The following is a 13,049-nucleotide window of genomic DNA, read 5'->3' as shown; positions in this document are numbered from 1 at the left end:
TTTCATGGAATTTCAGGTTGATAAAATTTATGGTCTGCTTGGTCTGCCGCCACCGCCACCACCACCGCCGCCTGAACTTCTGGAGCCACCTCCAGAGTTGTTGGAAGGAGCCGAAGAGGAACGATCAACCTGCGGTTGATACTGTGGTTGCTGTACTGGTCGGGCATTATCGGCATTGGTTTGTTGATAGCCCGGGCGCGATGGACGGGCATCTGTACGGACCGGTCGCGAATAGTTGTTATTGGTGCCGCGACCGCCAGGTATATAGCCTATGCCGCTGCCCGGTTGTGTGCGGCCTGGTAAGCCGTTGCCGGGCACGCCAATTGGACCACGCCCACCTCCTCCACTGCCAAATGGAATGCCTGGTCCGCGGTTAGGCCGTGGTCTGCCAGAGGTAAAGTAACCGCTGCTCCAGTAACCGCCGGGATATCCGCCACCGTAATAGCCACCATATCCGCCCCAGTATCCGCCACCATATCCATAACCCCATCCACTGTAACCATAACCCAATCCCCAGCCACCATAGCCGTAAGGAGAGTAGCCATAGCCCCAGGGGCCATAGTTAAAGCCTAAATTAAAGCCATTGTTATAATATGGATCGCTGTAACCGTAGTATAAATTGTCATAAAAGCTAAAAGGAGAGAAGTAGTTGAAACGGTTAATGCGCGACGCGTAATCATCGTAATAAAAATAATCATCGTTGTCATCCAGGTATTCCTGGTTTTGCTGTACGTTGGGGTTGTAATTATCAGCCGCGGCATAAGTAGGTTCATCGCCCGCCTTTGCATTTGAAAAATAAACATCATCACTGGTTTCCGGATTGACAAGCTTGGTTGTGGTGGAGCAGGAACTCAACGCCATGGCGCCGATCAGAAAAATTCCTATAGCAATGTTCCGTTTCATATGCAGGTATGTGAAAAGTTCGAGTTCAAATAACTTTTTAATTTATAAATTTGGCGCAATATACAATATTCGCACAAGTCAAAAATTATATATTCCAATCAATATGAGCAAAGGTGTTATTAGTAAAGACGAAGATTATTCGCAATGGTTTAATGACCTGATTATAAAATCTGACATGGCCGAATATTCGCCGGTTAGAGGCTGCATGATCATTAAGCCGTACGGGTATTCGATATGGGAAAAGATACAAGCCATACTGGATCAGATGTTTAAAGATACCGGGCATGTGAATGCCTATTTCCCGCTGCTGATACCCAAATCATTTTTTAGTAAAGAGGCCAGCCACGTGGATGGTTTTGCCAAGGAATGCGCCGTGGTTACTCATTACCGTTTAAAAAACGATGGTGCAGGTAATATCATTGTTGATGAAGAAGCTAAGCTTGAAGAAGAACTGATCATCCGCCCCACATCCGAAACCATTATCTGGAACACATATAAGGGCTGGATACAATCATACCGCGACCTGCCTATCCTGGTAAACCAATGGGCCAACGTGATGCGCTGGGAAATGCGTACCCGTTTATTTCTGCGTACCAGCGAGTTTTTATGGCAGGAAGGCCACACCGCCCACGCTACATCAGAAGAAGCCATTGCCGAAACCGAGCAAATGCTGAACGTATATGCCGATTTTGCCGAAAACTGGATGGCGCTGCCGGTAGTAAAAGGCCGTAAAACTGCCAATGAGCGTTTTGCAGGTGCTTTGGATACCTATTGTATTGAGGCCCTGATGCAGGATGGTAAAGCCCTGCAGGCAGGTACATCACACTTCCTGGGGCAAAACTTTGCCAAGGCTTTTGATGTGAAATTTACGAATAAAGAGAATGTTCAGGATTTTGTTTGGGCTACTTCATGGGGTGTATCCACCCGTTTGATCGGCGCGCTGATCATGGCGCACTCCGATGATGCCGGATTAGTATTGCCACCAAAACTGGCGCCTATACAAGTAGTAGTTGTGCCTATTTACAAGCACGACGAAGAGCTGGACAATATTGCCGCTTACGTAGCAGGCCTGACCAAGGAGCTGAAAGCGAAAGGTATTTCCGTGAAATTTGATAAACGCGATACCCACCGTCCGGGAGCCAAATTTGCCGAATACGAACTGAAAGGCGTGCCTTTGCGCGTAGCCATCGGCAGCCGCGATATGCAGAACGGTACTGTTGAGCTGGCCCGCAGGGATACCAAAACCAAGGAAACCACTACGCAGGAAGGTTTGGCCCAGAAAATAGAAAGCCTGCTGGAAGAGATCCAGAACAACATCTACAAAAAAGCGTTCGATTTCCGGGCCGAAAATACTATCGAAGTGGATACCTGGGACGAGTTTAAACGTATGCTGGATGAGCAGCCAGGTTTCCTGAGCGCGCACTGGGATGGCACATCAGAAACCGAACAAAAGATAAAAGAGGAAACTAAGGCGACAATCCGTTGCATACCTTTGGATAACAAACAGGAAGCGGGCAAATGTATCCTCACCGGCAAACCGTCGACACAGCGGGTACTGTTTGCAAGGGCGTATTAGGTGAGGAAGTCCATAGTCAATGGTCGATAGTCCATAGCTATGAGTGATTTATTTTTTACTATGGTCCATTGACTATCGACTATGGACCGTGCTAACGCACTTACTATGAAATTCGCAACAAAAGCTATACACGCAGGGCAGGAGCCCGATCCAACTACCGGCGCTATCATGACGCCGATATACCAGACATCAACCTATTGGCAAAAATCGCCGGGTGATAATAAGGGCTATGAGTACTCGCGCGGTACCAACCCAACCCGTAAGGCACTGGAGGATTGTTTGGCGGCATTGGAAAACGCCAAATTCGGACTCGCTTTTTCAAGCGGCATGGGTGCTACCGATGCGGTGATGAAACTATTGGCCCCGGGTGATGAAGTGATCACCGGGAACGACTTGTACGGCGGTTCGTACCGGATCTTCACCAAGATATTTGCTAATTACGGTATTAAGTTCCATTTCTTGGACCTGTCGAACCCTGAGATCATCCGCGAATATACCAACGATAAAACCAAACTCATCTGGATAGAAACGCCTACCAATCCCACCATGCAAATTGTGGATATTGAGGCGATAGGTAAGATAGCCAAAGAGAAAAGTCTGCTTTTTGTAGTGGATAATACCTTTGCTTCGCCATACCTGCAAAATCCAATCGACCTGGGTGCCGATGTGGTGATGCATTCCGTAACCAAATACATCGGCGGTCACTCCGATGTGGTGATGGGCGCCCTGATGCTGAACGACGAGGAACTGTACAAAAAACTATGGTTCATTTACAACGCCTGTGGTGCTACCCCGGGCCCAATGGATAGCTTCCTGGTGCTGAGGGGCATCAAAACCCTGCACCTGCGCATGAAGGCCCATTGCGAGAACGGCCGTCAGATAGCCGAATTCCTGAAAACGCATCCCAAGGTCGAAAAAATATACTGGCCAGGCTTTACAGATCATCCCAATCACAGTATCGCCAAAAAGCAGATGAAGGATTTTGGCGGTATGATTTCTATCGTACTTAAGGGAGCTGATCTTAAGGAAACCTTCCGGATCGCATCGTCATTCAAAGTATTTTCACTGGCCGAGTCATTAGGTGGTGTAGAATCGCTGATCAATCACCCCGTAAGCATGACCCACGGCTCCATCCCCAAAGCCGAACGTGAAAAAGCCGGTGTAGTTGACAACCTGCTACGCCTGAGCGTAGGGGTTGAGGATATCGAAGATCTGCTGGACGATTTGAAACAAGCGCTTTCTTAGTAGCAAGTAGTTAGTATCAAGTATCAAGATTTTTGAATATACAATCAAAGGTTCTGTACTTGATACTTGATACTCGCTACTTGATACTAAATTATGATCGAAAATACAAAAGCCTTCCTCGACGCCAAAGTAGCCCAATATAACCAGCCCGGTTTTATTGAGAACGACCCGATATCCATCCCGCATATGTTCAGTCGCAAGCAGGACATCGAGATCATGAGTTTTTGGGCCGCTACTTTATCCTGGGGGCAGCGTGTTACCATCATCAAAAAATGTAAGGAGCTCATCGCCCTCATGGATGGTGCCCCTTATGATTTTATCACCAACCATGAGGAAGTCGACCTCAAAAAGCTGCTCAGCTTTAAGCATCGTACCTTTAACGATATCGATACCCTGTATTTCATCGCCTTTTTCAGGTATCATTACGAAAGGTTTGAATCATTGGAGGATGCGTTTTTGCCACCAGCTATAAAAGAGTTTGTTATTCTGAGTGAAACGAAGAATCTGTCTGCTGATAGATCCTTCGCTATCGCTCAGGATGACAGAAATGGAGATATTGATGCTGAAACAGCCCTTAACCACTTTCGTTCCTATTTCTTTTCCCTGCCCGATTACCCGCACCGTACCAAAAAACATGTGTCGTCGCCTTCGCAAAAATCAACCTGCAAGCGTTTAAATATGTTTTTACGCTGGATGGTGCGCCAGGACAATAGCGGTGTTGATTTTGGTATCTGGAACCGTATTAAACCGGCCGATCTCATTTGTCCGCTTGATTTGCATGTAGACCGTGTAGCCCGCAAGCTCCTGCTCATCACCCGCAAACAAACCGACTGGCAAACCGCCCTCGAACTCACCGCCCGCCTGCGTGAATTTGACCCTACAGATCCCGTAAAATATGATTTCGCCCTGTTTGGATTAGGGATCGAAGAACGCTGGGGTGTGCAGTTTTAGACTGTTTTTGCGTCATATTTTGCATATCCTCCAATTAACTTCCGCGCGTCATTGCGAGCGTAGCGTGGCAATCCCTAACTATGCAGGGCGGCTTTGCTAATTGGGGATTGCCACGCTACGCTCGCAATGACGTAGAGAGAGGAAAATTGCTAAGATTCTACAAAAAACACCTTCCTAATTACCCTCTCAAAATGATAAAACCTATCAAAATGATAGGTTTTAAATGGAGGTTAAAATTGTGCGTTTTTGACTATGTATCTGTTATATAAATCTTTATCAAAATAAAACACCTCCCGGCACGCATTTTGGCTAAGGTGAATTATCAATCAAATTAATGTATGATGCTGTTATTTTCTTTAGCTGCCGATCCTAAGAATAAAAAATTGGCAACCATCTCCCCGGCAGCGTTCGCAGGTATCATATCCAACCCCTCTTTTTTTATCTCATTGAATGAATTCGCACGTTAAGCAACTCTCTTTCGCGGGTCTGATAGTTACCCTGGGTATTATTTTTGGCGATATAGGTACTTCGCCGTTGTATGTTTTCCAAACCTTACTGGTAGAGGGCGGCAAGGTGAATATGGCATTGGTATTGGGCTCTATATCCTGTATCTTCTGGACACTTACCCTTCAAACCACTTTTAAGTATATCGTAATCACCCTGCAGGCCGATAACAAAGGCGAGGGCGGTATATTTTCTCTGTATGCGTTAGTAAGGCGCTATGGCAAATGGCTGGCCATCCCTGCTATTGTAGGCGCGGGTACCTTGCTGGCCGATGGTATCATCACTCCGCCCATATCCGTAACATCGGCTATTGAAGGGCTTAACCTGGTGCCTGCTTTCTCAAACGTTATTGTGCCGGGTAATAACCTTATTTTGATCATCGTGATCAGTATTATTATCCTGCTCTTCTTTTTTCAGCAGTTTGGTACCAAGGTGGTAGGCTCGGCATTTGGGCCTATTATGCTGCTTTGGTTTGTGATGCTGGGCGTTTTGGGCACCATGCAGGTAATACACCATCCATCTATATTTAAAGCTTTAAACCCATATTACGGTGCGCGCCTGCTTATGGATCATCCCAAAGGTTTCTGGCTGCTGGGCGCGGTATTTTTGTGTACCACCGGTGCCGAAGCGCTCTATTCAGACCTGGGCCATTGCGGTCGTAAAAACATACAGGTAAGCTGGATTTTTGTAAAAACAACCCTGGTTTTAAATTATTTGGGTCAGGGTGCCTGGGTCTTAGCGCAAGCGCCCGGTAAAGATTTTACCGGTGTTAATCCTTTCTTCGAGATCGTACCACACCAGTTCCTGATTCCCGGCGTGGCGCTGGCTACTATGGCTACCATTATTGCCAGTCAGGCTTTGATCAGCGGTTCATTCACCTTGATCAGTGAAGCGGTAAGTATGAACTTCTGGCCGCGCATCACCATCAAATACCCATCCAACATACGCGGACAAATTTATATCCCCAGCATCAACTGGATCCTGTGCGTGGGCTGTATCCTGGTATCGCTGTACTTTAAAACATCTGCCGCCATGACGGCCGCCTATGGTTTCAGCATCACTATTGCCATGCTCAGTACCACTATACTGATGTACTACTTTATGCGCTACGTAAAACATTGGCCGGTATGGATAGTCACCATGATATTGTGCGTGTTTTTAACGGTGGAATTCTCGTTTTTTGTGGCCAACGCCGTGAAAATTATACACCGGTTGTTCTTCGTAGGTTTTGAAATTGGTTTGATATTTACCATGTATGTTTGGTTTAAGGCCCGTAAGATCAATAACCGCTTCCTGAATTTTATCGACATTAAAGAAAAACTGCCCTTGCTCAATGCGCTGAGCGCCGATACTACGGTAAACAAATACGCTACGCACCTCATCTATCTTACCAAAGCCAACAATGGTAAGCAGATAGAAGAAAAGATCATTTACTCCATCATGAGCCGCCGGCCCAAACGTGCTGATACCTATTGGTTTGTGCACATTGAACGCACCGACGAACCCTATACCATGGAATACAGCGTTGACCAGATAGAGCCCGGTAAAGTAATCCGCATCGAATTCCGCTTAGGTTTCCGGATACAGCCAAGAGTGAACGTGTTGTTCAGAAATGTAGTGGAGGACATGGTGCAACGTAAGGAAATTGACATTACCAGTCAGTACGAATCATTGAACAAATACAAAATAGCTGCCGATTTCAGGTTTGTGATCATGGAGAAATTCCTGTCGTACAATAACTTGTTCAGCACTTCGGAGGCATTTATCCTCAATAGTTATTTCGCCATCAAAAAACTGGCCCAGTCAGAAGCCAAAGCTTTTGGTTTGGATACGAGCGAAACCCGGATAGAAAAAATACCGCTGGTAGTAAAACCGGTGAGTAATGTGCACCTGAAAAGGGTAGAGTCGGTTAGTTACAGTAACGGTGTGTTGGAAGTGAGCTGATGCTTATGTGTGTTTGTGATGACGTGTAAGTAAGGCTGTCATGCTGAGCCCCGTCGAAGCATGTGGGGAGGCCTCTGCGCTCAACCCTTCGACGGAGCTCAGGGTGACCCCTTTTGTGATATTATTTCCCTCCCTTGGTGGAATTAAAAAATGTCATCCTGAACTTGTTTCAGGATCTCACAGGACAGGCTAACCAAGATACTGTACATCTTGCTTATGGGATGCCGAAACGAGTTCGGCATGACCTGAGCGGATATAAAAAGACTTACGCAGTTTCAAAAACTTCGTAAGTCTTTCATTTACCAAAGATCAAAAGCCGGAGAAATAGTGCGATTTCTTCCCTCGGGAAGGGGGGAAGAGGTTTCATCGCCCGATACTTTATGAAACTAAACTCACCTGGTACATAAACCCCTCCCTGCCATCACGCAAATCCGTCGCGCCCCTCCCGTGGGGAGGGAACTGAAAAGCATAGGCACAATCACCTTAACTTATTCCCCCTTTTTACACTTGATTAAAAAGAATGGCTGGCTCTCGCTGATCTCCGTGATCTCGAATAATCCGGCCTGGCCAAACTCGGCCTGGATACTTTCCCGGTCGTAAAAGAACATTTTCATGTCGGCAAATATCTCGTAACGATCCTGGCTGATGAATTTGCCCTGGCCGTAGGTGTTGGCTTCTTTGGAGATTGCGCTAAATACCATATAGCCACCTGCCGACAGTTGACTATAGCAATCGCTGATCAATTTTTCGCGTTCGCCGCTGTCAAGCAAATGTATAAGGGCGTAGCAAAATATACCGTCGTACCGGTGATCATCAAAGGGCATGTCGGTTACAGAACCATGGTAGATCACCATATCCGTTCCGTAATGCTTCCGGGCCATGTCAATAGCTGTTTGGGAGATCTCGATCCCGGTTACCGTGATGCCGTTTTCTCTGAAAACCTGTGCATTGCGGCCATAACCGATGCCTGGGATCAGTATGTTTTTTACCGATTCGCTTACAAAAAGATCCTTGGTCAATACAGCCGATTTTGCAGGTTCAAAACCCCACATCTCTTGTTTTTCGCCAAAGGCCGCTTCCCAAAACTCCGGTTTTTCGTTTGCCATGATCTTTTAAATTATTGACGCGCAATTTACAGCAAATAACTATTTGCCTTGTTAACGCAATGTCATCCTGAGAGAACAGGCTGTACACCTTGTTGATGGGACGCCGAAACAAGTTCGGCATGACTTCCGGGATGAGGTATCTGTCATCCTGAACTTGTATCAGGATCCCATATGGTGAGTTAACCACCATGCTGTAAACCTTGCTCATGGGATGCCGCAACAAGTTTGGCATGACTTCGATATAAAAGATCTGGATTATTCGATTCTAAAGGCTACTCCGTAGGAGTAAAAGTTTTGTAGAAAACAAAAAATAGATATCGAGCATGCCGTAGGTATGCAACCTGAGTACAGTACCTACGGCACTGAATTGCAATTGAAATTTTTCTACAAAGCTTTAACCCCGATGGGGTTTGGAAAATTCCTTACCGGATGGTATAGAAACTGATCTATCTTACTTAAAAACCTCAATTCCGGCTAATTCAATCTTGCACTCGTTGCAAACGAGCGCAAGTAAAGGAATCACTAACTCACTAAATCAATAATTGAAATCTTACGCTTCTTCCTTAAAATAAACTTTATAATAGTTCATGGCGCGGCCATCATCGAAACCTTTTTCAATCAATTCCTTATCGCCATGAATATAAATGTGGAAGTTTTTATCCAGTTTGAGCACGCTTTTATAAACGCGGGCCTGCTTTTTTACGGCATTGTCTGATATCACAAAGTTATCGGCAATGGGGCTGTCAAACTCCTGCTCGTACTGGTTCTTGAAGCTTTTGAACGATTCGATGGCTTCGGGGTTACCGATTACTTCGTTCGAGAATTCGTCCATATTAAACTCATCCTTCTCCTTAAAATACTTCATGGATCGGTTCAGCAAATCGATCTTATCGGCCTTGCTCATTTCAAACTGCTCGTCGAGTTTTTCGGTTACAAAGTTTTTGTAGATGCCCAGGGTATTGTTGGTTTGGTTAAAGCTATCGTTACGGATGCGGAGCTGCAGGAAGTTGTCTTTCCAGAATACGGCAGCGTCCTGTCCGCCATTGGTTTTATCAACCACCACTACTTTATAGCCATTTTCCTTTTCGATATTGAAGATGAGCACTCCTTTATCCAGCTTGTTGATGTTGATGGCATCCTGCTCATAATCAACCTGGAAGCCACCTTTATCGGGGTAAACTTTAAGGTAGGTTTCCTTATTTTCCGATTTAAAAATACCGATGGCATCAAGCGGGTTGCCCTCAATTTGTACATCGTTAAAGTAAACCACGTACAGCTCGCCACCTTTAATGTTGGGATGGGTGGTGGTTTTGTACAGGTGTTTGGCTATCTGCTCGGATGCTTCATGAAACTTTTCCCGGTCCTCAAAAGCCTGTGAGGCAAAGTGGTGGATCTCGTTCAATGAAAGGTTACCGCTGCTGTGCATGAGGTGGTATACTTCGTTGGCTTTTTCAAATGGTTTTAAAAAATACTGCATTAGCAGGTTGGGGATAATATCATCCTTAAGTTCCAGGGGCTGATCAGAGAGGGCGTACATCTCTTCCTGCGACTGGTTGCCAACATGATGCACCGAAATAGTATCGAGCGAAGCTTCAAAAAAAGTTACCATAATGGCTGCGAAGGTAGGGGTTTTACGGCGTAGTTGATAGTTCATAGATGATGGTTCATAGTTCATGGTAAAAAATAATTACGCTGAACCATGGTCTATCAGCCATCGACTGTGATTACTAACCTATGGAGTATTTTTACTATGAACTATCATCTATGAACCATGAACATTTCATTTGCCACTCTCACGGTAATTTCGTATCTTTATAACAAGCGAACAGCCCGGCTCTCCAAATAAGAGAGCCGGGCTGTTTTGTTAAGGAGAAAAACAGATCAAAAAATGCTCTGTTTTGATTTAGTTATTTGACAATCAAATATTTAATACTTTTTAAAGTTTTAAAAGCGCGTTAAAAATCATGCTGAAATTTGTTAAAAAATGTTAAAATCGATGTTTTTGAAAAAAAAATGGCAGTTTTTAACCCGTTTTTGAGCAAAAAGTGTTAAAAATTAAGGTTTAAAAAGTTTTTTAGCCATTAAAAGGTAAAAGCTTGAGGCCGATAGCAGGCCCGTCGATCGGGTGCGATTTATTTGTGTTAAATTTGTGCCCTGGTCTGTGGCTGCTGATAATTTCCATGGACCATCGACTATTCGCCATGGACAATTTACAAGATACTATAGTAGCGCTGGCTACGCCAAACGGGATAGGGGCAATCGCGGTGATCCGCCTTTCGGGCCTGGATGCTATCAACATAGCCAACAGCGTATGGAAAGGCAAGGACCTGACCAAACAGGCCTCGCACACTATCCATTTTGGTCATATCATGGATGGCGACCTGATGCTGGATGAGGTGCTGGTATCGCTGTTTGTGGCACCCAGATCCTATACCCGCGAAAATGTGGTGGAGATCAGCTGTCATGCCTCGGGATATATTGTGGAGAGTATTATCAAGCTGTTCATCAAAAGAGGTGCACGGAGTGCCAAACCCGGCGAATTTACCCTAAGGGCGTTCCTGAATGGTCAGCTCGATCTTTCGCAGGCCGAAGCTGTAGCCGATCTGATCGCTTCCAATTCCAAAGCCTCACAGCAGGTAGCGCTACAGCAATTGCGCGGCGGATTTAGCAATCAACTGCAAGGCCTGCGCGAGCAGCTGGTAAATTTTGCCTCGCTCATCGAGCTGGAACTTGACTTTGCCGAGGAGGACGTAGAGTTTGCCAACCGCGATCAGCTCAAACAGCTGATTGTGGATATTACCCGCATTATAGGCAGGCTGATCCAGTCGTTCGAGTTGGGAAATGCCATAAAACAGGGTGTTAACACGGTAATAGCCGGCAGGCCGAACGCGGGGAAATCAACCCTGCTCAATGCCCTGCTGAACGAGGAAAGGGCCATTGTGAGCCACATACCAGGTACCACCCGCGATACTATTGAAGAAGTATTGAACATACAAGGTATCAATTTCAGGCTGATAGATACAGCCGGTATCCGCGAGGCTACCGATGCTATTGAGCAGATAGGGGTACAGCGTACCATGGAAAAAATAAGCCAAAGCGCCCTGCTCATTTATGTTTTTGATGCGGATCAGATTACGCTTGAAGAACTAAAAAATGACCTGGAAAGCTTGCAAAGCCCTGGTATAGCCATGCTGTTGGTTGCCAATAAAATGGATTTGATACAGTTAGAAGGAAAGGAAAAGTCGGAAAGCATCCAGGAATTTTTCCTGACTTCCGGTCTTCCAGATCTGCAGACCATCTTTATCTCGGCCAAAGAAAAACTGCATATAGATGACCTGAAAAATAACATCTACGGCACAGCAATCAAAGATCAGCTCAGTGGTGATGAAACCCTGGTAACCAACATCCGCCATTTAGAGGCTTTGCAAAAAACAGAAGATGCGCTGATTCGGGTATTAGGTGGCATCGACGGCAGCATCACCTCAGATTTCCTGTCGATGGACATCAAGCAGGCCCTTCATTATCTCGGTGAAATAACCGGCGCCGTTACTACGGATGATCTGCTGGATAATATATTCAGTAAGTTTTGTATCGGCAAGTAAGCTTATTTATGATCTAAACGTTAAGTAAATCATAAAATAAGTTGAGAATTCAGGCCTAATATTTTAAACGCTTCAATTTTATATCTTTTTGCATGTTTTTCGTAATCAGCCTGATCATTAATCATGCTTAAAAAATAATAGGCCCCATCGGAGATCACAAAAATTAAATCCGAAGCAAGTTCTGCTTCTGCGCAGTCTATCAGTTTCTTGTCCATGCACTCCTGAATTAGATTTTTAAGCCATTCTCTTAGCAGGAGATGCATTTCTTTAAATTTAAACTTGATCAGGGGGTTTCTGAATATCAGCGCGAAACAATTGTAAAAAATACTGTCGTCAATATAACTATCCCATTTTCTTGAGAAAATGTTATTTAAAACTTCAATCAGCCGGTTTAACGGATCAATGCTTTCATTCTCAGGGATATATATTTTTTCGTAACTGCTGATAATAAAGTCAATCAGGCCAATTAGCATCTCCTCTTTGGTGGAGAAATAATGTACTACCAGGCTCGGATGCATATCCAACTCTTTTGCCACTTTACCAAATGAAGTGTTTTCAATCCCTTCGTTTTTCGCGATTTGATAAAAGGCTTCGATTATTCTCTTTTGCTGATCTTCTTTTAAACTTTTTCTGCCCATATGTTCGTCAAACTTACCATAAAAGCACAAAAATATAATTGTAAAAATAAATTTACTGAATGTTCAGTTTATTTAATTTTATATTTACGAAAGCTTAACATACGATGAGTTATTTTGATCGTTTTCTAAAAAAGGCGTATGAATAAATTTTACAAAAGAATCTGTTAGACAATGTGCTTCGGTGATATCAATATGATCTACCAGGGCATGGGATGGCTGGGGACGTTACTGTTCCTGGTATCCTATTATTTGCTTGTCATCAAAAAATGGAGGCTTTCATCCTACGCTTTTCATATCTCTAATCTGTTAGGCGGCATCCTGCTGGGCATAAATACATACGTTGATCATTCTTATCCTGCTGCTTTCATCAACATTGCCTGGGCCCTTATCGCACTTTATGGGATGTATAACGATAAATGGAGAAAACGAGGTAGACGTCATGCGGCTGATAATCAGTAAGTATATGTTGTTGATTGTAGGTCTGCGAAAATAAAAGTGTAACAAACCTCATCTGAAGGTATTGAGAACACATGGCTGCCAAACAAAGAGTAAAAAGTTAAACACAGTTATAAAAAGAAAA

General features: G+C 44.6%; 10 protein-coding genes. 6 read left to right on the top strand and 4 right to left on the bottom strand.

Annotation, left to right across the window (positions count from 1 at the left end):
• Positions 1–27 precede the first annotated feature (27 nt).
• Positions 28–903 carry a hypothetical protein gene (locus ACTJKG_RS10490; RefSeq protein ID WP_216650517.1) on the bottom strand — a complete coding sequence of 292 codons (876 nt, stop codon included), beginning with the start codon at positions 901–903 and terminating at the stop codon, positions 28–30.
• Positions 904–1,006: 103 nt separating this feature from the next.
• On the opposite strand from ACTJKG_RS10490, the gene proS reads away from it, so the two are divergent.
• The 4 genes from proS to ACTJKG_RS10470 all read left to right on the top strand — a co-directional run bounded on the left by proS (position 1,007) and on the right by ACTJKG_RS10470 (position 7,123).
• Positions 1,007–2,479, top strand: a complete 1,473-nt coding sequence (gene proS / locus ACTJKG_RS10485; RefSeq protein ID WP_440739163.1) for a proline--tRNA ligase — start codon at positions 1,007–1,009, stop codon at positions 2,477–2,479.
• An 81-nt stretch (positions 2,480–2,560) separates the two neighbouring features.
• Positions 2,561–3,724 (top strand): cystathionine gamma-synthase, encoded by a 1,164-nt coding sequence (locus ACTJKG_RS10480; RefSeq protein ID WP_440739162.1) that lies wholly within the window; start codon positions 2,561–2,563, stop codon positions 3,722–3,724.
• Between the two features lie 93 nt (positions 3,725–3,817).
• The gene (locus ACTJKG_RS10475; protein ID WP_440739161.1) at positions 3,818–4,675 is read left to right on the top strand and encodes a TIGR02757 family protein; all 858 of its coding nucleotides are present in this window, start codon (positions 3,818–3,820) and stop codon (positions 4,673–4,675) included.
• A gap of 450 nt (positions 4,676–5,125) precedes the next feature.
• Positions 5,126–7,123, top strand: a complete 1,998-nt coding sequence (locus ACTJKG_RS10470; RefSeq protein ID WP_172334590.1) for a KUP/HAK/KT family potassium transporter — start codon at positions 5,126–5,128, stop codon at positions 7,121–7,123.
• A 488-nt stretch (positions 7,124–7,611) separates the two neighbouring features.
• On the opposite strand, the gene ACTJKG_RS10465 is transcribed toward ACTJKG_RS10470, so the two are convergent.
• Both ACTJKG_RS10465 and ACTJKG_RS10460 read right to left on the bottom strand, forming a co-directional pair.
• Positions 7,612–8,229 (bottom strand): class I SAM-dependent methyltransferase, encoded by a 618-nt coding sequence (locus ACTJKG_RS10465; protein ID WP_440739160.1) that lies wholly within the window; start codon positions 8,227–8,229, stop codon positions 7,612–7,614.
• 550 nt (positions 8,230–8,779) lie between these two features.
• On the bottom strand, positions 8,780–9,838 hold the full coding sequence (locus ACTJKG_RS10460) for a nucleoid-associated protein (RefSeq protein ID WP_172334875.1): 1,059 nt from the start codon (positions 9,836–9,838) through the stop codon (positions 8,780–8,782).
• A gap of 592 nt (positions 9,839–10,430) precedes the next feature.
• Between ACTJKG_RS10460 and mnmE the strand changes: the two genes are divergently transcribed.
• Complete coding sequence (mnmE, locus tag ACTJKG_RS10455; RefSeq protein ID WP_440739159.1) at positions 10,431–11,831, top strand: tRNA uridine-5-carboxymethylaminomethyl(34) synthesis GTPase MnmE; 1,401 nt, start codon at positions 10,431–10,433, stop codon at positions 11,829–11,831.
• 29 nt (positions 11,832–11,860) lie between these two features.
• On the opposite strand, the gene ACTJKG_RS10450 is transcribed toward mnmE, so the two are convergent.
• Positions 11,861–12,469 (bottom strand): TetR family transcriptional regulator, encoded by a 609-nt coding sequence (locus ACTJKG_RS10450; protein ID WP_440739158.1) that lies wholly within the window; start codon positions 12,467–12,469, stop codon positions 11,861–11,863.
• 171 nt (positions 12,470–12,640) lie between these two features.
• Between ACTJKG_RS10450 and ACTJKG_RS10445 the strand changes: the two genes are divergently transcribed.
• Positions 12,641–12,928 carry a CBU_0592 family membrane protein gene (locus tag ACTJKG_RS10445; RefSeq protein ID WP_440739157.1) on the top strand — a complete coding sequence of 96 codons (288 nt, stop codon included), beginning with the start codon at positions 12,641–12,643 and terminating at the stop codon, positions 12,926–12,928.
• Positions 12,929–13,049 lie beyond the last annotated feature (121 nt).

The sequence above is a fragment of the Mucilaginibacter sp. 22184 genome (genome assembly GCF_052045695.1).
In the GTDB taxonomy this organism is placed as follows: domain Bacteria; phylum Bacteroidota; class Bacteroidia; order Sphingobacteriales; family Sphingobacteriaceae; genus Mucilaginibacter.
Note: the sequence above shows the minus strand (reverse complement) of the source record. Positions and strands in the feature narration are given on the sequence as shown.